The 21,863-nt window shown below is 42.4% G+C and carries 18 protein-coding genes; 17 read left to right on the forward strand and 1 reads right to left on the reverse strand.

Annotation, left to right across the window (positions count from 1 at the left end; translation table 11 throughout):
• Nucleotides 1-4 precede the first annotated feature (4 nt).
• The 7 genes from LG34_RS02370 to LG34_RS02400 all read left to right on the forward strand — a co-directional run bounded on the left by LG34_RS02370 (nt 5) and on the right by LG34_RS02400 (nt 8,720).
• Complete coding sequence (locus tag LG34_RS02370) at nt 5-2,191, forward strand: DNA topoisomerase III (RefSeq protein WP_109214707.1); 2,187 nt, start codon at nt 5-7, stop codon at nt 2,189-2,191.
• Nucleotides 2,192-2,586: 395 nt separating this feature from the next.
• Entirely contained in the window at nt 2,587-3,165 is a 579-nt protein-coding gene (locus LG34_RS02375; protein WP_022035698.1) for a 2-oxoacid:acceptor oxidoreductase family protein, read from the forward strand.
• Nucleotides 3,166-3,177: 12 nt separating this feature from the next.
• Nucleotides 3,178-3,483: a 4Fe-4S dicluster domain-containing protein gene (locus tag LG34_RS02380; protein ID WP_109214708.1), complete on the forward strand. Its 306-nt coding sequence runs from the start codon at nt 3,178-3,180 to the stop codon at nt 3,481-3,483.
• The gene (locus LG34_RS02385) at nt 3,483-4,664 is read left to right on the forward strand and encodes a transketolase C-terminal domain-containing protein (protein ID WP_109214709.1); all 1,182 of its coding nucleotides are present in this window, start codon (nt 3,483-3,485) and stop codon (nt 4,662-4,664) included. The genes LG34_RS02380 and LG34_RS02385 overlap by 1 nt, the downstream gene beginning before the upstream one ends.
• A gap of 11 nt (nt 4,665-4,675) precedes the next feature.
• A complete protein-coding gene (locus tag LG34_RS02390; RefSeq protein ID WP_109214710.1) occupies nt 4,676-5,617 on the forward strand; it encodes a thiamine pyrophosphate-dependent enzyme in 942 nt (313 codons plus the stop codon).
• 18 nt (nt 5,618-5,635) lie between these two features.
• Nucleotides 5,636-6,523 carry a LysR family transcriptional regulator gene (locus LG34_RS02395; protein WP_109214711.1) on the forward strand — a complete coding sequence of 296 codons (888 nt, stop codon included), beginning with the start codon at nt 5,636-5,638 and terminating at the stop codon, nt 6,521-6,523.
• Between the two features lie 439 nt (nt 6,524-6,962).
• Nucleotides 6,963-8,720, forward strand: coding sequence for an ammonium transporter (locus LG34_RS02400; protein ID WP_109214712.1), 1,758 nt, complete (start codon nt 6,963-6,965; stop codon nt 8,718-8,720).
• Between the two features lie 140 nt (nt 8,721-8,860).
• On the opposite strand, the gene LG34_RS02405 is transcribed toward LG34_RS02400, so the two are convergent.
• Nucleotides 8,861-9,754 (reverse strand): LysR family transcriptional regulator, encoded by an 894-nt coding sequence (locus tag LG34_RS02405; protein ID WP_021737659.1) that lies wholly within the window; start codon nt 9,752-9,754, stop codon nt 8,861-8,863.
• Between the two features lie 162 nt (nt 9,755-9,916).
• On the opposite strand from LG34_RS02405, the gene LG34_RS02410 reads away from it, so the two are divergent.
• From LG34_RS02410 to polA, 10 genes are all read left to right on the forward strand, one after another.
• Complete coding sequence (locus LG34_RS02410) at nt 9,917-10,714, forward strand: DUF4866 domain-containing protein (protein ID WP_021737660.1); 798 nt, start codon at nt 9,917-9,919, stop codon at nt 10,712-10,714.
• A 69-nt stretch (nt 10,715-10,783) separates the two neighbouring features.
• On the forward strand, nt 10,784-12,124 hold the full coding sequence (locus tag LG34_RS02415) for a threonine/serine ThrE exporter family protein (RefSeq protein WP_109214713.1): 1,341 nt from the start codon (nt 10,784-10,786) through the stop codon (nt 12,122-12,124).
• A gap of 59 nt (nt 12,125-12,183) precedes the next feature.
• The gene (locus LG34_RS02420) at nt 12,184-12,864 is read left to right on the forward strand and encodes a YoaK family protein (protein ID WP_021737662.1); all 681 of its coding nucleotides are present in this window, start codon (nt 12,184-12,186) and stop codon (nt 12,862-12,864) included.
• A gap of 241 nt (nt 12,865-13,105) precedes the next feature.
• Entirely contained in the window at nt 13,106-14,065 is a 960-nt protein-coding gene (gene tig, locus LG34_RS02425) for a trigger factor (RefSeq protein WP_181369263.1), read from the forward strand.
• 140 nt (nt 14,066-14,205) lie between these two features.
• On the forward strand, nt 14,206-15,024 hold the full coding sequence (yqeB, locus tag LG34_RS02430; RefSeq protein WP_109214715.1) for a selenium-dependent molybdenum cofactor biosynthesis protein YqeB: 819 nt from the start codon (nt 14,206-14,208) through the stop codon (nt 15,022-15,024).
• Between the two features lie 110 nt (nt 15,025-15,134).
• Entirely contained in the window at nt 15,135-15,539 is a 405-nt protein-coding gene (gene tnpA, locus LG34_RS02435; RefSeq protein WP_109214716.1) for an IS200/IS605 family transposase, read from the forward strand.
• 17 nt (nt 15,540-15,556) lie between these two features.
• Entirely contained in the window at nt 15,557-16,660 is a 1,104-nt protein-coding gene (gene tnpB, locus LG34_RS02440) for an IS200/IS605 family element RNA-guided endonuclease TnpB (protein WP_109214717.1), read from the forward strand.
• A 245-nt stretch (nt 16,661-16,905) separates the two neighbouring features.
• Complete coding sequence (gene yqeC / locus LG34_RS02445) at nt 16,906-17,511, forward strand: selenium cofactor biosynthesis protein YqeC (protein WP_109214718.1); 606 nt, start codon at nt 16,906-16,908, stop codon at nt 17,509-17,511.
• A 150-nt stretch (nt 17,512-17,661) separates the two neighbouring features.
• Nucleotides 17,662-19,455, forward strand: a complete 1,794-nt coding sequence (locus LG34_RS02450; RefSeq protein ID WP_109214719.1) for an aminopeptidase P family protein — start codon at nt 17,662-17,664, stop codon at nt 19,453-19,455.
• Between the two features lies 1 nt (nt 19,456).
• On the forward strand, nt 19,457-21,863 hold a 2,407-nt coding region (polA, locus tag LG34_RS02455), incomplete at its 3' end, for a DNA polymerase I (RefSeq protein ID WP_109214720.1).

Below are 21,863 nucleotides of genomic sequence, written 5' to 3' on the forward strand. Positions count from 1 at the left end.
GAATATGGGAAAAACATTAGTCATTGCCGAAAAACCTTCCGTTGGGCGGGATATCGGCAGAGTTTTAAAGTGTGGAAAGAAAATTGACGGAGCTTTGGAAGGCAGTCAGTATATTGTAACCTGGGGATTAGGCCACTTGGTTACATTGGCAGATCCGGAGCATTATGATAAAAAATACAAAGACTGGAAAATGGAAGACCTTCCGATGCTTCCGGAGAAGATGGATATCGAGGTCATCAAGCAGACTGGAAAGCAATATCAGGCAGTAAAAAGCCAGATTTACCGCAAGGATGTGTCAGATATTGTCATTGCCACCGATGCTGGCCGAGAGGGAGAGTTGGTTGCCCGCTGGATTTTGAAAAAAGCGGACAATCATAAGCCATGCAAACGTCTTTGGATTTCTTCTGTAACAGATAAGGCAATCCGTCAGGGATTTGAGCATCTGAAAAGCGCAAAAGAATACGATAATCTGTACCATGCGGCAGTCTGCCGTGCGGAGGCAGACTGGCTGGTGGGATTAAATGCCACCAGAGCATTGACCTGCAAATACAATGCGCAGTTGTCCTGTGGTCGTGTGCAGACACCGACCCTAGCCATGATTGCAAAGCGGGAAGAAGAAATTCGGAAATTTGTTCCAAAACCATACTATGGGCTGCAATTGCAGGCAGAGGGTGTGGTATTTACCTGGAAAGATGAAAAAAGTGGCAGTTATCGCAGTTTTCAGAAAGACCGGATAGCGAATATTCAGAAAAAATTGTCCGGAAAGAAATTGCAGATCATAAAAGCAGATACAAAGGTGAAAAAGCAGGGCGCACCACAATTATATGACCTGACACAGTTGCAACGGGAAGCGAATCAGAAATTTGGATTTTCTGCAAAAGAAACGTTGAATATTATGCAGCGGTTGTATGAAAATCATAAAGTTCTGACTTATCCGCGAACGGATTCCCGTTATTTGACGGCAGATGTCCTTGGAACTATTAAAGAGCGTCTGCAGGCCATCAATGCCGGTGTTTACCGGGAGTTTGCTGCTCCGTTGATCCGCCGTGAACTGCCGAAGAAACCTGCATTTGTTAATGATGCAAAAGTCAGCGACCATCATGCGATCATTCCAACGGAGCAGGCACCAAATTATATCCATATGAGTAATGAGGAACGAAAAATCTACGATATGGTAGTGCGCAGATTTCTGGCAGTTATGTATCCGGCGTATGAATACGAAGAATCAGTATTGGCCGCAGAAGTGGAAGGAGAACATTTTTACGCCAGAGGAACCCGTCCGTTGCATATGGGATGGAAAGCGGTTTATGAAAATCAGTCCGAGGATGAGGAAGAAGAGGAATTAAAACGCCAGAATCTTCCTGTAATGCAAAAAGGGCAGGAATTTTCTATCTCCAATATCCGCCTGACAGAAGGTAAGACAAAGCCACCTGCACGATTTACCGAAGGCACGCTGATCGCTGCCATGGAAAATCCAGTGCGTTATATGGAAAGTGGCAATAAAGAAATGGCAAAGACACTTGGCGCGACCGGCGGTTTAGGAACGGTTGCGACCAGAGCGGATATTATTGAAAAATTGTTCTCCAGCTTTTTGTTAGAGAAAAAAGGCGAAGACATTTATACTACAGCAAAAGCACGCCAGCTTCTGGAACTGGTTCCGGAAGATCTTCGTAAGCCGGAACTGACGGCAGAATGGGAGATGAAATTGTCAAAGATCGCAGAAGGCAAACTTTCTGACCGGAAATTCATGAATGAGATTCGGACGTATTCAACAGATTTGGTCAAAGAAATCAAGACAGCGGAAGGAACGTTCCGTCATGATAATATGACAAACAAACTTTGTCCGAATTGCGGGAAACGTCTGCTTGCTGTAAATGGCAAAAACAGTCGAATGCTTGTATGCCAGGATCGGGAATGTGGATACCGCCAGACGATTGCGAAGACTACGAACGCCCGCTGCCCGCAGTGTCATAAACGAATGGAACTGATTGGAAGCGGTGAGAATGCTTCTTTTGTATGCAAGTGTGGATATAAGGAACGTCTGAGTAAATTTCAGGAGCGCCGGAAAAAAGAGGGCGCAGGAGTTTCCAAGCGTGATGTACAGAATTATCTGAAGAAACAGCAGAAAGAGGCAAAGCAGGAGACTGGCAGCAATGCAATGCTGGATGCACTGAAAAACATTAAATTATAAGTCGACGAATAGAATTTCTGAACAAAATACAGGTGAAGAATATAAAAATCAGAAGTAACGGCAGAAATTGATTCAAGATAGAAATTTAAGCTGAATATCTGACTGAAATAAAGTAGTCAGAGAACAATAATTAAAAGGGCGAAAAGATACGGTAAAACGTGAATTTTCGCCTTTTTTGCACTTATTGATACACAATTTGCATTTTTATTCACTTTTTAAAATTATACATGAATTTGTTTCATCTATAAAATGAAAAAAAGTCATTTCATCTCTTTACATTCAAAAAGTACACCGATATAATGTTAAAAGTTGATGAAAATAAGAAATTTATTTCATAAGTAAATGTTATTTACTGCGCTGCTTGCGCAGTTGCATAAGAAGGAGAGAGATAGATCATGAAAAACGGAATTGAGATCAGATGGCATGGCCGTGGCGGTCAGGGTGCCAAGACAGCAGCACTGCTTCTGGCAGATGTAGCTTTTAAAACCGGAAAACATGTACAGGGTTTCCCGGAGTACGGTCCGGAGCGTATGGGCGCACCGATCACTGCTTATAACAGAATCAGCTCAGATGTGATCCGCGTGCATTCCAACATCTATGATCCGGATTTTGTTGCAGTCGTAGACGAGACATTATTACATACCGTTGATGTAACTGCCGGATTGAAAAAAGAGGGAGCCATCATCGTAAATACAGCAAAATCCAAAGAGGAGATCATGCCGCAGTTAAACGGATACGAAGGTCGCGTGGTTACCATTGATGCCAGAACCATTTCCGAGGAGGCACTTGGAAAATATTTCCCGAACTCCCCGATGCTGGCAGCAGTTGTTGCAACCACAGGTGTTATGCCGAAAGAAACATTTTTACATGAGATGCGTGCTTCTTACAAACATAAATTTGCAAAGAAACCGGAAGTTATCGATGGAAATATGAAAGCACTGGAGATGGCTTTTGCAGCCGTAGAGGAAGCATAGAGGAGACAGAAAATGAGAACAGATATTAATAAAATCAATGAACATACTCCACATACAGGGCTGACCGAGGGAATGCAGGTATTTGCTGCAGGAACATCCAAATATTTCAAAACCGGTGAGTGGAGAAACAATACACCAGTTTATTTAGAGGACAATTGCAAACAGTGTCTGCTGTGCGCACCAGTCTGTCCGGACAGTTCCATTCCGGTCAAAGACCAGAAGAGAGGCGCATTTGACTTAGATCACTGCAAAGGCTGCGGTATCTGTGCAAATGTATGTCCGTTTGGAGCAATCAAAATGAAGGAGGGTGTAGAATAATGGGAATCAAAGAACGTATGTCAGGTAACGAGGCCGTTGCCTACGCAATCAAACAGGTAAATCCGGATGTTATGCCGGCATTTCCAATCACGCCGTCCACAGAGATCCCGCAGATGGTTTCCACATACATTGCAAACGGCGAGATCGATACAGAATTTATCCCGGTAGAGAGTGAGCATTCTGCAATGAGTGCCAGCATCGGATCAGAAGCAGCAGGCGCAAGAACACTGACTGCAACTTCTTCCGCAGGTCTGGCTCTGATGTGGGAGGAACTGCTTCTGGCAGCTTCTAACCGTATGCCGATCGCTCTGACATTGGTAAACAGAACCCTGTCCGGTCCGATCAACATCAACTGTGATCATACCGATGGTATGGGTGCCCGTGATACCGGATGGATCCAGATTTACGCAGAGAACAATCAGGAAGTATATGATAACTTCATTCAGGCATACCGCATTGCTGAGCATAAAGATGTCCGTCTGCCGATCATGGTCTGCCAGGATGGTTTCATCACCAGCCACGCAGTAGAAAATATTGAATTATTAGAGGATGCTCCGGTCAAAGAGTTTGTTGGAGAATATCATCCGGAAGAGTATCTGTTAAACCCGGGCAAACCGGTTTCTGTCGGACCGTATGCAGTTTCCAACTACGTTATGGAAGGCAGAAAAAATCAGTTAATCGCTCTGGAAAATGCAAAACAGGTTATTTTAGACGTAGCAAAAGAGTTCGCAGGAATTTCTGGCAGAGAGTATGGTCTGTTTGAAGAATACAAGACAGAAGACGCCGATTATGTTATGGTAATTATTGGTTCTGCAGCAGGAACAGCCAAAGAAGCAGTTGACGAACTTCGTGAGGAAGGCAAAAAAGTCGGCGTGTTAAAACTGCGTGTCTTCCGTCCGTTCCCGGCAGAAGAGATTGTAGAAGCAATCAAAAACTGCAAAGCAGTGGCAATCATGGATCGTTGCGAGAGCTACAACGGAAACGGTGGACCGCTTGGTTCTGAAATCACAGCAGGTCTGTACCGCACAAGAACTTATATGAAAGCAATCAACTACACCTACGGACTTGGCGGCCGTGATTTCACGGTAGAAGATGCAAAAGATGTCTTTGCAGAACTGGCAGATGTCGTAGAAAATGGTAAACCGGTAACACAGTATCAGTATATCGGTCTGAGAAAGTAGGAGGCAGAGTGATGAGCGAATATAAATTTAAAGAAGTTATGAGCAAACCGGAACGTCTGGCTCCGGGACACAGAATGTGTGCAGGATGTGGCGCAACCATCGCAGTTCGTGCCGTACTTCGTGCACTTCATGAGGGAGATCAGGCCGTGATCGGTAATGCAACCGGATGTCTGGAAGTTTCTTCCTTCATGTATCCATATACCGCATGGGAAGACAGTTATATCCACAATGCATTTGAAAATGCAGGTGCTACCTTAAGTGGTGTTGAAACAGCATACAAAGCACTGAAAAAACGTGGTCGTCTTCCGGAAGATGCAAATTTCAAATTCATTACCTTTGGTGGTGACGGTGGTACTTACGATATTGGTTTCCAGTCTCTGTCCGGAGCAATGGAGCGTAATCACGATATGGTGTATGTCTGCTACGATAATGGAGCATACATGAATACCGGTATCCAGCGTTCTTCTGCAACTCCGATGTATGCAGATACTACAACTACACCGGTTGGAACACAGTCCAACGGTAAAATGCAGAACAGAAAAGATCTGGCATCTATTATTGCAGATCATGATGTTCCGTATGTTGGTCAGACAACGATGATCGGTAATTTCTCCGATCTTCACAAAAAAGCAGAGAAAGCCATCTACACAGAGGGTGCTGCTTTCTTAAATATCATGACTCCATGTCCGCGTGGATGGCGTTATGATACTGCAGATATCATGAAAATCTGTAAACTTGCAGTTGAGACATGTTACTGGCCGATGTTTGAGGTAGAGCATGGCAAATGGCGCTTAACATACGAGCCAAAGAAAAAACTGCCGATCGAGGACTTCTTACGCGAGCAGGGCAGATTCAAACATCTGTTCAAACCGGGCAATGAAGATCTGATCGCACAGTTCCAGGATGAGGTTGACCGTCGTTGGGAAGAACTGCAGTACAAATGTGCACGATAATCCGGGAGGAATAAATATATGACTTTGTTATCCTATCAGGTATTTCAGACAGTGGTGGGACAGGGAAGTTTTCAGAAGGCGGCAGAGATTTTAAATCTGACGCCTTCTGCTGTCAGTCATGCGATTGCATCGATGGAGCAGGAACTGGGATTTTCCCTGTTTACGAGAAATAAGGCAGGGGTAGCCCTGACCAACTATGGAGAACATCTGCTTCCATACGTGAATGCGGTGTTAAACAGTGACGAAAGCCTGCAGCAGGCAATTGCGGGACTGAACGGACTGAAAATGGGAAATGTAAAAGTGGGCTGTTTTTCCAGCGTATGCACAAACTGGATGACAGACATCATTCATTCCTTTCATCAGCGTTACCCGGACATTAATATCGAACTGTATCAGGGAACCTATGCGGACGTGTCTTACTGGATCAAAAACGGTATTGTAGACATCGGTTTTCTGTCCCTGTCCTCTGCGGGAGACTTGCCAATCGAGCCACTGTACCGAGATCCTCTGCTCTGCGTTGTTCCAAAAGGCTATCGCAAACGGGAAGATACTCCATACATGACACCAGATGAAATGAAAGACGAAGTCTTTGTCTCACAGATGGAGACCACCGATGCGGATATTGCAATTTTTATGAAACAGAACGGACTTGGAAACGTGCGGATGGACTACCACGTTGTAGATGACCTGTCCACCATCGCACTGGTGGCCGCAGGACTTGGCATCTGCATCATGCCAGAACTGGTCATGAACGACATTCCATACGCAGTAGACCGTTATCCGATGATGCCGGAAGCATACCGTGTCATTGGAATTTCGGCATTAAACCCGAATTTCCTTGCACCGGCAGTGAAAATGCTGTATCAGCATGTGATTGAGAAATATAAAACGGTTGAGAGTGACTAAACGGAAATTTAAAAGTTTGACAATCCTTGTGCTGTGGTTGAATTGCACAAAAAGAGTGCCAAAATATGAGAAAATTCGCCAGATTACATAAATTAACAAAAATTTAAGAAATTTTATTGACTTTTTATTACGATGAGGGTAATATTACAGTCATCAAAGGCAAAGGTGCTGAGGAGAATAAGCTTCCGGTGCCTTTTTCTATTTTCCGGGATATTTATTTTTGGATGACAGATAACTGAACTTGCGAACAACAGTTACCTGTTTTCCAAAATAAAATGACCGGACAATAGAAAAACTCTGATAGCGACACAATGGAGTGTCATCTGCAGGCTAGCGGCAGATGATGCTCCTTTTTTGTTTGACAGAAAAGGTTTCAAAACTTTTTCTGAGTGTCGTTTTAAAATATGGTTTGACAGAACCAAAAACCAGGAGGTAAGTTATGACGCAGGAGATTATGACTTTTATTAGTGACAACATATTTGGTGTCTGGTTTCTGATAGGTGCCGCATTGGTATTCTGGATGCAGGCAGGTTTCGCAATGGTGGAAGCAGGTTTCACCAGAGCAAAAAACACCGGTAACATTTTGATGAAGAATTTGATGGACTTTTGTATTGGTACTGTAATGTTCATCCTGATTGGTTTTTCCTTCTTACTTGGCGAAGATGTGTTAGGGTTTATCGGAAAACCGGGATTTGATCTTTTCTCATCCTACAGCAATTTCAGTTTTTCAAGTTTCGTATTTAACTTAGTATTCTGTGCTACTACAGCAACCATCGTTTCCGGTGCTATGGCAGAGAGAACAAAATTTTTATCCTATTGTATTTATTCCGGAGTTATCTCCGCATTGATCTACCCGATCGAAGCTCACTGGATCTGGGGCGGCGGCTGGTTAGCACAGCTTGGCTTCCATGATTTCGCAGGATCCTGTGCAATTCATATGGTTGGTGGTGTCAGCGCACTGATTGGTGCATGGCTCCTTGGACCACGTATCGGTAAATTTACAAAAGACGAGAATGGCAAAATCAGAAAAGTAAACGCGATTCCTGGACATAACCTTGCACTTGGCTGCCTTGGATGTTTTATTCTCTGGTTTGGCTGGTATGGTTTCAACGGTGCAGCAGCAACAAGTATTGAGCAGTTAGGTTCTATTTTCCTTACAACAACCATTTCACCGGCAGTTGCAACTGTTGTTTGTATGATATTTACATGGTTAAAATATGGCAAACCTGATGTTTCCATGTGTTTGAATGCTTCTTTAGCAGGTCTGGTAGCAATCACAGCACCTTGTGATGTTACAGATGCAGCAGGTGCCATTGTAATTGGTGCTGTTGCAGGTTTATTAGTAGTATTTGGTGTATGGCTTCTTGATTATAAGTTACATGTAGATGATCCGGTTGGTGCGGTCGCAGTTCACTTTATGAATGGTATCTGGGGTACTTTCGCAGTAGGTCTTTTTGCTACAAACACAGCTCCGGGTTATGCAATCGCAGATAAAAATGGAAATGAACTTGTCGGCCTCTTCTATGGCGGCGGTGTTAAATTATTAGGTCTGCAGTGCCTTGGTATCATTACCGTTCTGGCATGGGCAGCAGTTACCATTACAATCACATTCCTTGTAATCCGTGCAACCATTGGTCTTCGTGTTACAGAAGAAGAGGAAATCATCGGTCTGGATCAGACAGAACATGGTCTGGCAAGTGCTTATGCAGACTTTGCATTAACATCCAGCATCAACAACTTCTCCTCTGCAACTCCGGTCAAACTTCCGGAAAATGCAGTACCGATGGACGAGGCAGTTCCGGTACAGGTTCGTACTCCGGATCCGTCTATCGCAACTGGCAGTGATGTAAGCATTACAAAGATTACAATCTATGCAAAACAGAGCAGATTCGATGCCCTCAACGAGGCAATGGCAGCCATTGGTATCAATGGTATGACCGTTACAAACGTCCTTGGTTGTGGCGCTCAGCACGGCAGAACAAGCAAATATCGTGGTGTTACTATGGATATGAACTTACTGCCTAAGATTCAGGTTGATATCGTAGTAAGTAAAGTTTCTCCTAGAACTGTTATTGAAGCTGCTAAGAAAGCACTGTATACCGGTCATATCGGTGATGGTAAGATCTTCGTATACAACGTAGAAAATGCAATCAAGATCAGTACCGGTGCAGAAGGTTACGATGCACTTCAGGACTAACTGTAAAAGGCAATAGTAGTAATAATAAGCTGATACAATTTCAGTAATTTAGTAATTCTTCAAAATCCTTATATAAAACCTTAACGAAAAAGCAGATGCTTCGGATTTTTGTCTGGAACATCTGTTTTTTTATCGTAGATCTAAATTTTATCATGAATCAAAAGTTCAAGCAGACGATGTGCAGCCATGCTCATAGGATGAGTCTGATCATACACAATGCTGACCTGGCGGGTAGGAAGTGCCTCTCTCAATTTCAAAGAAACTACAGAATTGTTCTGTAATGCATCCGTAACCATTGGCTCAGGAAGAAAAGCAAGTCCAAGCTCATTTTTGACCAGGGGAAGAATCTGATCTGTCGTGGCCGTTTCAATATCCGGGACCAGACGCAGACCATGAGAGAAAAAAAGCTCATCATAAAAATGCCGGGTAGCAGTATTCACCCCCAGACAGATAAATGGATAGTTTTTCAATTCAGAAATCGATAAAATTTTTTGCTGAAGAGGACGGAAGGTAGTTCCTCCGACAAGGATATCCTGAAAAGGCTGCAAATTTACCTGAATCAGCGGTGAAGTAACGGTCAATGGAGTTGTCACAACTGCGAAATCAATTTCACCGCTTTTGAGAGATTGAATAGCCTGCGGTGTAGAATGATTTGCAATTTTTAGCCGTACTTTTGGATAATCTATATGAAACTGACGTAATCGATGCAGAAGATAGATATTCAAAGCGATTTCACTGGCACCGATTGAAATGCTGCCATATTCCAGACTTGCACTTTTCGTCAGTTCATCTTCCGCAGCCTGCAATTGTGTCATGGCAGCCGATACACGTACATAAAGCTGCTGGCCTTCCGGTGTCAACTGTACGCCTCGGTTGGTGCGCACAAATAATGTGCACTGGATTTCCTGCTCCAGAGCATTCATGGCCCGCGTAATATTTGGCTGACTGTTGTGGAGTGCATGTGCTGCTTTCGTAAAATTACAGTATCTGGCTACATAATAAAAAATTTTGTAATATTCAAAATTTACATTCATAATGAAATCTCCTGTAAAAATGATAGTTGATGACGGAAACAGATATATCAAAATATTATAATAAGCATGTCAATAATATCTTTTACTGATTGCTGATTTCCTATTATAATCGACTTGAATAGAAAAAACAACTGTCATAAAAAATGAATAGGAGATGATTGTATGTCACTTGTTTTACCAAGAGAAGAGGAAGTTGAGAAAATGTTTTCACGCATTCTGGCATCCAGGGATGCATGTGAACGTCTCAGTGAGACATTTTATAACCATCTGTGTGATGATAATCGTTTTATAGATTCTGATCCGGGACATTTTGCAGAAGTTATGTTAAAAGCATATGAAAATGGTGATGTCAGTGCGGTTCTGCTGGAATTGTGTAATCGCAGCATGTTTGATCTGCTGAAGGAAGCTTATCTGATTCCAAAGAGATTTCATGGAAAAACAGGGGAAAATCCGGTTCTGTTGACAGATATCAATGGAAAAGTATTGAATACAAAGCAATCCGTTGTTTCCAGACATGAATATAAGAAATTTCTGGAAATCTATCAGGCGCATGTGGCAGCTCCACGTTCGAAACTATATCTGGCAGACGGATATGATATGGTCAGGTACTATACGGAACATATGAATATCGAGGAAAAAAAGGAAAAAAGGGAACGGGGTATCCTGATTTTATATGCTATGCCAGATACGAAAAAATTACATCTTTCCGAGGCTCAGGCTTATGATGTGGTCTGGAATACTTTTCAAGAGATTCAGAAAGCAGCGTATTCTGCAATTGTTTATTATGGACAGGAAACCGGAAGTAAGGCTGGAAAATCTTTTGATGAACTTGGGGTACTGTTACCTATCCATCAGTTTGAAAACAGAATGCTTCAGCATTTAAGTATGATCGACGGACTTGTGCTGTCTTGCAGAGAACAGATGATACGGGTAGCTGGTGCGGACAGTCTGGATTTGTAATCAGATAACAGTGTTTTACTTCTATAAGTGGTGAGTAATAACAAATTTATCTCAGTGGGAGTGCATTGTATGTGGACATTCAATGATCAGAGTATTGTAAAAAAGAATCATATGGATATTTTATGGCACAAATATGCGGATAAATCCGAAGAAAAAACGATTGTCGACGCTGACCTTCCGGCTAAGGCATCTGTCGTTGGGAGAGTTGGACTTATGATGTTGTCATGTGGGACAGGTGCCTGGCGTGTGCGCAGTTCCATGAATGAGCTGTCGGCTTTGCTGGATATGACATGTACCGTGGATATCGGACTGATGTCAATCAATTATACCTGTTTTGATGGAAATGATGCATTCAGTCAGTCGTTATGCCTGACGAATACGGGGGTAAATACATCGAAACTGAACCGCTTGGAAAAGTTTGTGATGCATTTTAAAGAACGGGAAATTACAAAAAGCTGTGAAGAAATACATACGATACTTGATAAGATAGAAGAAATACATGGATTGTATTCACCTGTTACACTGGCAGTCGCAGCAGCATTGGCCTGTGCCTGTTTTACATTTCTGCTTGGCGGTGGCCCCATTGAGATGCTGTGTGCTTTTGCCGGTGCAGGAATTGGCAATTATATCCGGTGTAAGCTTTCGAAACATCATTATACGCTGTTTTTGTGCATTATTGTGTCAATATCAGCAGCATGTCTTTCTTATTCTGTTATGCTGAAATTACTGGAGATCTGCTTTGCTGTAAAAGTGGAGCACGAGGCAGGATATATCTGTGCCATGCTTTTTATCATACCGGGATTCCCTTTTATTACCAGTGGGATTGATCTGGCAAAACTGGATTTGCGATCCGGAATGGAACGGATGATGTATTCCGTTATTATTATATCGGTTGCGACTATGACAGCCTGGGTTCTGGCGATGGTACTGGGGTTAAAACCGCTGTCATTTACTACGATGAGCCTTGGACTCTGGCAGTGGATTGTGTTGCGTATCTGCGCAAGCTTTGGCGGTGTATTCGGATTTTCTGTTATGTTCAACAGTCCATGGAAACTTGCTGTTGCGGCTGGAATAATAGGAGCTGTATCTAATACGCTGCGACTGGAAATGCTGGATATCACTTCTGTCCCGGCGCCGGTGGCTGCATTTGCCGGGGCAGTTGCTGCAGGAGTTCTGGCGTCTGCGTTGAAAAGAATGGTTGGATATCCAAGAATTTCCATTACGGTTCCATCGATTGTAATCATGGTTCCGGGACTGTATCTGTATAAAGCAGTTTATAATCTGGGAAACATGGATCTGTCAGTAGCCTCTTCCTGGTTTGCATCAGCTCTTCTGATTATTTTTGCGTTACCGTTAGGGTTGATATTTGCCAGAATTCTTACAGATAAAACATTTCGTTATTGTACCTGATGATTTTGGTTGGGGAAACATTTCGTTATGGTACCTGATGATTTGGATTAGGAGGAAACATGAAAAAATTACGGATGCATTATTGTTCGAAAAAGCAAATGTCGGAATCGTTTCTGACAGCAGCTTTTCTTTCCGTGTCCGGTGGTTTGCAGGATATGTATACTTATATTTCAAGAGGACATGTATTTGCAAATGCACAAACCGGTAATATTGTGCTGCTCAGCCAGCATATTTTTGCGGGAAACTGGGCAGATGTTATGCGATATCTGATGCCGGTACTGTCTTTTATGTTTGGTGTTGCGGCGGCAACTGAAATTCGTCAGCATTTTCAGAATATAGGCCGAATTCACTGGAGGCAGATTGTCATACTGATAGAAATGAGCATGTTATTTCTGGTTGGATTTTTACCGGGGAAAATGGATCTGGTGGCAAATGCTTTCGTCTCATTTTCCTGTGCCATGCAGGTACAGACGTTTCGTAAAGTTGACAGTTATGCATTTGCAAGCACCATGTGTATTGGAAATATCCGCAGCGGAATGGAAGCACTCTGTGCCTATCGTCAGTCACATAATCGCCAGATTCTGTACAAAGCTTTTCATTATTTTGGAATCATTATTTTATTTGCATTTGGAGCAGGTATTGGCAGTATTCTGATTCCAGTTTTTAACCTGCAAACAATCTGGTTTTCCAGTTTTTTACTGATGGTTGGATTTTTCCTGATGTTTATTCAGGAAAAATAGCCAAAAACGTAGAATATAGTGACGAAATATGTGAAAAAATCATAAAGTGATGGAAATGTGCTGCAAAATATCGTATACTTGGAAAAGTATGAATCAGAATAAGATTTGGCTGAAAAAATACAGGCAGATCCTTTTCAATCTGGAGAATGAGGATCTGGGCAAAGCCAAAAACTGATCAGAAAAAACGTACATTCAAAGTCAAAAATGATTTTGAAAAATGAAAATACTTTTGGAGGAAGCGATGAGCGAGAAAAAAATTCAGGTTACTCTTGGAAATTATAAAGGAGTAGAGGTAAAAAAAGCAGAGATTATCATTACGGAGGAAGAAGTAAAAGCAGAACTGGAGCGTGCAAGACAGTATGCGGTAACGACTCAGGACAAAGACGGTGCAGCGGAACTTGGTGACGAGGCAGTGATCGATTTTGTCGGATATATTGACGGTGAAGCATTTGCAGGTGGAGACGGTACTGATTTTCCGTTAAAACTTGGTTCCAATACGTTTATTCCGGGATTCGAAGATCAGCTTGTTGGTGCAAAGAAAGATGATAACGTAGATGTCGTTGTTACATTCCCGGAAGATTATCATGCAGCAGAGTTTGCAGGAAAAGAAGCTACATTCAAAGTAACTGTAAAAGGTGTTCGCAGCAGTGTTGTTCCGGAATTATCTGACGAAGTGGTTCAGAAAATTTCCCAGTGCAAAACAGTAGCAGAATTTGAAGAGTTTGTTAAAAAATCCATTCATGATTTCAAACAGAATCAGGCAGATATGGAGAAAGAAAATGCAGTTCTGGCACAGATCGTAGACAGTTCTGAAATCGAAGTTCCGCAGGAATTTATTGATGAACGCAAAGAGCAGCTGAAAAGCAATCTGCTGGCACAGCTTCGCAATGCGGGAAATACATTTGAGCAGTATCTGCAGTACAACGGATTAACAGAAGAACTGTTTGAGGAGTACGCAGCAAAAGATGCACTTTCTATGTTAAAAGGTCAGGCAGTGTTACAGGAGATCGCAAAAGCAGAGGGATTTTCCTATACAGATGAAGATGTCGATCAGACAATCGCTGCAATGGCAATGTCTTATCAGATGCCGGCAGAGCAGCTGCGTGAGATGATGGGCGAGCGTGGAGTAGCTATGGTTGCTGAGGATATCCTTTCTAAACAGGCACTTGAGTTTATCGTAAAAGAGGCTGTTGAGGCATAAAAATACGGCTGAACTAAAACTATGTAAGTAGTAAATAAAGAGATATATCATGAAAATGGTGTATCTCTTTATTTCATATCTGCCGATTTTGTGATAAGATAGAAAGGATGAAAATCAGAGGGAAGAAATGCGAGGTTAGTATGAAAGATCTGATTATCGTTCGTGGCGGTGGGGATATTGCAACCGGAACGATTTATAAATTGAAAAAATGTGGTTTTTCGGTATTGATACTGGAAATCGCACATCCATCTGCAATCCGCAGAAATGTGGCATTCAGTGAGGCAGTATATGAAGAACATTCCAAAGTAGAGGATATGGAGTGTTTTCTGGCGAAGGATGAAGATGAAGCAGAGCATTTTCTGAAAGAAGATAAGCTGACGATGCTCATTGACCCGAAAGGAAATTGTCTGAAACGTTTTAAACCAGTGGTAGTGGTAGATGCGATTCTTGCAAAAAAGAATCTTGGAACCACACGTGATATGGCACCGATCACAATCGCACTTGGACCGGGCTTTACGGCAGGTCAGGATTGCGATGCTGTCGTTGAAACTATGCGTGGACATAAACTTGGCAGAGTAATCTATGAAGGAAAAGCCATTGCAAATACCAGTGTTCCAGGAATGATCGGCGGCTATGCGGCAGAGCGCGTGATTCATGCTCCGGCGGCAGGAATTCTGCACAATATTGCGAAAATTACGGATATTGTAGAAGAAGGACAACCGATCGCATGGATTGAAGAAACTGACGGAACAAGGACAGAAGTTCCGGCAAGTCTTTCCGGTTTGCTCCGAGGATTGATCCGGGAAGGATATCCGGTGACCAAAGGATTTAAGATGGCGGACATTGATCCACGATTGAACGAATACGAAAATTGTTTTACGATTTCTGACAAAGCAAGATGCATTGCAGGCGGTGTTGTGGAAGCGTATTTTGTCTTAAAACAGCAATTAGAAAAATAGGCGTAACATGAGCATACACAGTAATTTTGAAATAGGGCTACCGCAATCCCACTGGCTTTAGACGGTGGGGTAAGGCAGCCGAAAGTGGTGGCTTGTGCTATACTTGAGTTATGGGAAGATGGAAATCAAAAAACAGACACAAGTATTTGTTACAGTATCATATTATTTTCGTATGCAAATATAGAAAGAAATTGCTGATGTCAAAACAGATATCAGATGATATAAAGCAGTTTTCTTATGAGATATGTCAAAAGCATAAAAGCATTATTAGATATATGGAGACAGACAAAGACCATATTCATTATATGATAGAAACAGACCCAACAATGTCTATCAGTAAAATAGTAAATCTGATGAAAAGTTATACAACATATCATATTTGGAAAAGATATCCAAATTATTTACGAAAACATTTCTGGAGAGAACATACTTTTTGGACGGACGGGTATTTTGCATGCAGTGTAGGAAATGTTTCAGAAGAGATGCTGAGAAAATATATAGAAAACCAAGGGTAAAAAGGTGGTGACAGCCAATGATAAAAGCATACAAATATAGGATATATCCTAATAGCGAACAGAGAATGCAGATTGCAAAAACATTTGGCTGCTGCCGTTTTGTGTATAATCAGATACTGGCATACCGGAAAGAAGTATATGAGAAAGAGAAAAAATCAGTTAGTAAAACTGACTGTAACAATTACTGCAACAGACAATTAAAGAAAGACTATGAATGGCTGAAAGAAGTGGATAAATTTGCTCTGACAAATGCGATTTACAATATGGATGCCGCATACCGGAAATTTTTTAAGGAACATGCAGGTTATCCAAAGTTTAAGAGCAAACACGACAATCATAAGTCATATACAACAAATATTACAAATGGTAATATAACAGTAGATTTCGAGAGCAATAGAGTAAAACTGCCAAAATTAAAAGATGTAACAGCAAAACTGCATAGAAATTTTAGTGGGCAGATAAAATCGGCAACGATATCACAGGTTCCGAGTGGAAAATATTATGTATCAATTTTAGTGGAAATAGAACACATGGAACTGCCACATACAAATCAAAATACAGGAATAGATTTAGGTATTAAAGAGTTATGTATTACTTCTGATGGAAAGAAATATAAAAATCCAAAAATCATCAGAAAATACGAAAAGAAACTGATAAAACTGCAAAGACAGTTAGCACACAAAGAAAAAAGAAGCCAAAACTACTACAAAATAAAGAAAAAGATAGCATTATGCCACGAGAAAATAACAAATACCAGAAAAGATTATCTGCACAAGATATCACATGAGATTATCAGCGAAAACCAAGTGATAGTTTCAGAAAATCTGCAGATAAAAAACATGGTAAAAAATCATCATTTGGCAAAAGCCATAAGTGATGTATCATGGTATGAGCTGACAAGACAGTTAGAGTATAAGGCAAAATGGAATGGAAGGAAATACATCAAAATAGATACATTTTATGCCAGCAGTCAAATATGTTCTGTTTGTGGGTATCAGAATACGGAAACAAAAGATTTGTCAGTAAGGAAATGGGAATGTCCGGTTTGTGGAGTAAAGCATGACAGGGATATTAATGCTGCAAAAAATATACTGGCAGAAGGACTAAGACAAATAGCATAAGGAAAAATAATAAATAGGGCAGGGACTGTCCGAATTAACGCCTGTGGAGATAGTAGGGAGCAAAACATCCAGTGGATGTTTGTTCCGCTCCGACCGGAGTGGAACGTAGAAACGAGGTTTATGAAGCAGGAAGCCCATTGGCTTTAGACAATGGGTAGTTCACCAGAACATGCATATCTTATGCTGCCCAAGATCATATACCAAGTCGTATGCATGTTTAATATGAAATAAAAGGTGATACAACAATGTATGTAATCGCAATTGTAGGCGCTGGTGGTAAGACAAGCCGGATCAAAAATCTTACAAAAGAATATGTGCAGCAGGGCAAAAAAGTTTTGGTCACAACGACGACTCATATGGGTCTGGAACAGGGCATGGTTTTATCCGATAATCTGGAAGATATCCGACAACAGTTGGAAAAACAAAACGTTTGTATTTGTGGAAGTCCGGTGAAAGAAGGAAAAATAGCATCGTTACCGAAAGATATTTACGAGCAGGCTTGCCAGCTTGCAGATATTGTTTTGGTAGAGGCAGATGGATCAAAGCATATGCCGATCAAATTTCCGGCAGCGCATGAACCGGTGATCCCGGAAAACGTAAATGAGATTCAGGTGGTCATGGGACTGCATGCCATTGGACATCCCTTTTGCGAGGTGAGCCATCGACTGGAACTGGTAAAACAGTGTCTGGGCGTTTCAGATACGGATCTTGTGACAAAAGCACACCTTGAAAAATTGTATCTGGAAGGCTATCAGAAGCCATTACAGGAAAAATACCCAAATGCAAAAATCGGATTTTTCCCGGCAGACCACAGTCATTTCTTTGATTTGAAACCGTTGGAATTTTACTAAATGACATTTCTGACGTGAGAGGATTGCGAATATCCATTTGACGTCAAAAGTATCAACATTCTAATAGCGCTAATATCTCATAAAAATCTGTTCAACCAGATCGCTATGAGTATAAGATAAAAATTATAAGTAACATGGAGGATAGATGATATGACAATTCAGGAAAAACTTGCAATTTTGCGAGAAAAAATGAAAGAAAACAACATGGATATCTACATGATTCCAACTGCAGATTTTCACCAGTCAGAATATGTTGGTGAATATTTCAAAGCACGTTCTTATATGAGCGGCTTTACAGGATCTGCTGGAACATTGGTAGTGACCTTGACAGAGGCAGGTCTGTGGACCGACGGTCGTTATTTTATTCAGGCAGAGCAGCAGCTTGCAGGCAGCACCATCACACTGTACCGTATGTCTGAGGAAGGCGTACCTACAGTAAAAGAATTTGTAGAGGATAAACTTCCGCAGGGCGGCGTCATCGGTTTTGATGGAAGAGTCCTTTCCAGTGCGGACGGAGCAGCATATGCAAAAATCGCTGAGAAAAAACAGAGCAGCCTGTCCGTTGCAAAAGATCTGGTAAACGAGATCTGGACAGACAGACCACAGCTTCCGACAGAGAAAGTATGGATCTTAACAGATGAATACAGCGGAGAGACTACCGCTTCCAAATTAGGAAGAATCCGTGAAGTAATGAAAGAGAAAGGGGCACAGGCGCATCTGATCAGCTCTCTGTATGACATTGCATGGATCTTAAACCTGCGTGGAAACGACATTTCCCACGTTCCGGTATTTTTATCTTTCCTGTTGATCGAGGAAGATGCATGCAAATTGTTTATTCATGCGGAGACACTGACTGATGAAGTTCGTGCTTATCTGGCAGACAACGACATTACGGTTTGTGCTTATGATGAGATTTATGATGCAGCAGAAAAAATTGCAGCAGACAAAGTAATGCTGATGGACGAGCACACCATCAACTACCGCATCCGCATGGCACTTCCGGAAGGCTTAAAAGTTGTAGATAATCTGAACCCATCTGAGCGCATGAAAGCCATCAAAAATGAGACAGAGTTAAAAAATACAAGAATCGCACATTTAAAAGACGGTGTGGCTGTGACAAAATTCATGTACTGGTTAAAGACACATGTCGGAAAAGAATATATCACAGAGTATACCGCAGGAAAATATCTGGACAGCTTACGAGCTGAACAGGAACACTTCCTGGATCTGAGTTTTGACAACATCAGTGCTTACGGCGCAAATGCAGCCATGATGCACTATTCCGCAAAAGAAGAAACAGCAGCGGAATTAAAACCAGAAGGATTTTTACTGGTGGATTCCGGCGGACATTATTATGAGGGAACCACAGACATTACAAGAACCTTTGTCCTTGGACCTCTGACTGACAAACAGAAACTGCATTTTACAACTGTTTGCAGATCCAACCTGAATTTGGCAGATGCTAAATTCCTGTACGGATGCAGCGGATTAAACCTAGATATTTTAAGCCGTGGACCGTTATGGCAGATGGGTATTGATTACAAATGCGGAACCGGTCATGGTGTCGGACATATCCTGAACGTACATGAGGGACCAAACGGATTCCGCTGGAGAGTTGTTGCAGAGCGTAATGACAGCGGCAGACTGGAAGAGGGTATGATAACTACTGACGAGCCGGGTGTATATCTGGAAGGCGAGTACGGTATCCGTACCGAGAACGAGCTGATCTGTGTGAAAGCAGAGAAAAACGAGTATGGTCAGTTTATGAAGTTTGAAAATATTACTTATGCACCGATCGATCTGGACGGAATTATTCCGGAGGAAATGACCGGACGTGAGAAAAAACTGCTGAATGCATACCACAGAAGGGTATGGGAGAAAATATCTCCGTATCTGAATGACGATGAGCGCGAGTGGCTCAAAGAGTACACAAGGGAGATTTAGCATGAGTGAAAAAATCGTACTGATTGATGGACACAGTATTTTAAACCGTGCCTTTTTCGGGGTTCCACCATTGACGAACTCCGAAGGGCTGCATACCAATGCGGTGTATGGATTTTTAAATATTATGTTCAAGATTCTGGATGAGGAAAAACCGGATTATCTGACGGTGGCATTTGACCGTAGCGAGCCGACCTTCCGCCATCAGATGTTTGATGCCTACAAGGGAACGAGAAAACCGATGGCGCAGGAACTGCGGGAGCAGGTGCCTGTCATGAAAGAAGTTTTGCAGGCTATGGGAATCACGATTGTGGAAAAACCGGGTTATGAAGCGGATGATCTGCTTGGAACCATTGCCGGGATGGCAGAAGCACAGGGCATGGATGTCAGCATTATTTCCGGTGACCGTGATTTGCTTCAACTGGCGACAGATAAGGTAAAAATTCGGATTCCGAAAACAAAACGAACCGGTACGGAGATTGAAGATTATTATGCGGCAGATGTGGTGGAGCGTTATCAGGTGACTCCGAAAGAATTTATTGATGTCAAGGCACTGATGGGTGACAGCTCTGATAATATTCCGGGTGTTCCGGGTATCGGAGAGAAGACCGCCACCAATCTGATTGTTGCTTATAAAAGCATTGAAAACGCCTATGCGCATCTGGAAGAGATCACACCGAAACGTGCGAAAACTAATCTGGAAGAGCACTACGATATGGCGCAGATGAGCAAGACACTGGCTACCATCGAAGTGCATGCACCGATCGAATTTGACATGGAAGCGGCAAAACTGACGGATCTGTACACACCGGAAGCGTATGTATATATGAAGCGTCTGGAGTTCAAAAACATGCTGACCCGTTTTTCAGACGATATGTCACAGAACGATCTGGAAAAATATTTCCATGTGTATCATGAACTGGACGAGATCCAGAACTTTTTTGACGAATTTTCTGCGAAAGAGGCAGCAGTATCTTTCTTTGAAGATGCGGGAACAGTGTATGGTCTGGCAGTGGCAGAAAGCAATCAGAACGTTGCCTATCTGACCTGCGGTGGATTTGTGACAGAAGGCTATCTGGAAGAACAGACACAGAAACTTTGTGACGGACTGGATACTTTGGTGACACCGGATTTGAAAGGGCTGTTAAAACATGTCCGCGTGACAGAGACAAAAAACTGCATCGATACCACAATTGCGGCATATTTGCTGAATCCGTTAAAAAACGAATATACTTACGATGACCTTGCAAAGGATATTTTGGGACAGATGGTACCGTCTCAGGTCGATCTGCTTGGAAAATTGAAGATTAAAAAAGCGGCAGATGAGAAGCCGGAAGCATTGGAATTACTGGCTTGCTATCAGGCGTATACCTGTATCGCGGCAAAAGACCAGTTATTGGAACAGTTAGAAGAACACGGCATGAAAAAGCTGTACGATGAGATCGAGATGCCGCTGGTATTTGTGCTGGCAGATATGGAAAAGGAAGGTGTCCGCGCAGAAAAGGCAGAGCTGGAAAGCTACGGCGCACAGCTTACCGGAAGGATCGCGGAACTGGAGACTTCCATTTATGAAAAAGCAGGAGAGACTTTTAACATTAATTCTCCGAAACAGCTTGGTGTCATTCTGTTTGAAAAATTGCAGATGCCGAACGGTAAGAAAACGAAAACTGGATATTCCACCGCTGCGGATGTATTGGAGCGTTTGGCACCGGATTATCCGATCGTATCAGAGATTCTGGAGTACCGTCAGCTTACCAAATTGAAATCCACGTATGCGGATGGACTGGCATTGTGTATCGCTCCGGATGGAAGGATTCACAGTACTTTTAACCAGACTATTACAGCAACTGGACGTATCAGCAGTACGGAGCCGAACTTGCAGAATATTCCAATTCGTATGGAACTTGGCAGACTGATCCGAAAAGTATTTGTGCCGAAGGATGGTTATGTATTTATCGATGCGGATTATTCCCAGATTGAGTTACGTGTGTTGGCGCATATGTCCGGAGATCAGAACCTGATCGCGGCTTATCAGCATGCGGAGGATATTCACAGGATCACCGCTTCTCAGGTATTCCATACGCCGTTAGAAGAAGTAACAGATCTTCAGAGAAGAAATGCAAAAGCGGTAAACTTCGGTATTGTGTACGGTATCAGTTCTTTTGGACTGAGCCAGGATCTGAGTATCACACGAAAAGAAGCGGAAGGCTATATCGCAAGTTATTTTGAGACCTATCCGGGTATCAAGACATTCCTTGATCGTCTGGTGACCGATGCGAAGGAAAAAGGCTATGCGGAGACGATGTTTGGCAGACGCAGACCGGTTCCGGAGCTGTCCTCCAGCAACTTCATGCAGCGTTCCTTCGGTGAACGTATTGCCATGAACTCTCCGATTCAGGGAACCGCAGCGG

This window comes from Eubacterium ramulus, from assembly GCF_003122485.1.
Taxonomy (GTDB): domain Bacteria; phylum Bacillota; class Clostridia; order Lachnospirales; family Lachnospiraceae; genus Eubacterium_I; species Eubacterium_I ramulus_A.

Excerpts from the sequence above, each read along its gene's own strand:
- LG34_RS02370 (WP_109214707.1), top strand. The coding sequence starts at position 5 with ATGGGAAAAACATTAGTCATTGCCGAAAAACCTTCCGTTGGGCGGGAT.
- LG34_RS02375 (WP_022035698.1), top strand. The coding sequence starts at position 2,587 with ATGAAAAACGGAATTGAGATCAGATGGCATGGCCGTGGCGGTCAGGGT.
- LG34_RS02380 (WP_109214708.1), top strand. The coding sequence starts at position 3,178 with ATGAGAACAGATATTAATAAAATCAATGAACATACTCCACATACAGGG.
- LG34_RS02385 (WP_109214709.1), top strand. The coding sequence starts at position 3,483 with ATGGGAATCAAAGAACGTATGTCAGGTAACGAGGCCGTTGCCTACGCA.
- LG34_RS02390 (WP_109214710.1), top strand. The coding sequence starts at position 4,676 with ATGAGCGAATATAAATTTAAAGAAGTTATGAGCAAACCGGAACGTCTG.
- LG34_RS02395 (WP_109214711.1), top strand. The coding sequence starts at position 5,636 with ATGACTTTGTTATCCTATCAGGTATTTCAGACAGTGGTGGGACAGGGA.
- LG34_RS02400 (WP_109214712.1), top strand. The coding sequence starts at position 6,963 with ATGACGCAGGAGATTATGACTTTTATTAGTGACAACATATTTGGTGTC.
- LG34_RS02405 (WP_021737659.1), bottom strand. The coding sequence starts at position 9,754 with ATGAATGTAAATTTTGAATATTACAAAATTTTTTATTATGTAGCCAGA.
- LG34_RS02410 (WP_021737660.1), top strand. The coding sequence starts at position 9,917 with ATGTCACTTGTTTTACCAAGAGAAGAGGAAGTTGAGAAAATGTTTTCA.
- LG34_RS02415 (WP_109214713.1), top strand. The coding sequence starts at position 10,784 with ATGTGGACATTCAATGATCAGAGTATTGTAAAAAAGAATCATATGGAT.
- LG34_RS02420 (WP_021737662.1), top strand. The coding sequence starts at position 12,184 with ATGAAAAAATTACGGATGCATTATTGTTCGAAAAAGCAAATGTCGGAA.
- tig (WP_181369263.1), top strand. The coding sequence starts at position 13,106 with ATGAGCGAGAAAAAAATTCAGGTTACTCTTGGAAATTATAAAGGAGTA.
- yqeB (WP_109214715.1), top strand. The coding sequence starts at position 14,206 with ATGAAAGATCTGATTATCGTTCGTGGCGGTGGGGATATTGCAACCGGA.
- tnpA (WP_109214716.1), top strand. The coding sequence starts at position 15,135 with ATGGGAAGATGGAAATCAAAAAACAGACACAAGTATTTGTTACAGTAT.
- tnpB (WP_109214717.1), top strand. The coding sequence starts at position 15,557 with ATGATAAAAGCATACAAATATAGGATATATCCTAATAGCGAACAGAGA.
- yqeC (WP_109214718.1), top strand. The coding sequence starts at position 16,906 with ATGTATGTAATCGCAATTGTAGGCGCTGGTGGTAAGACAAGCCGGATC.
- LG34_RS02450 (WP_109214719.1), top strand. The coding sequence starts at position 17,662 with ATGACAATTCAGGAAAAACTTGCAATTTTGCGAGAAAAAATGAAAGAA.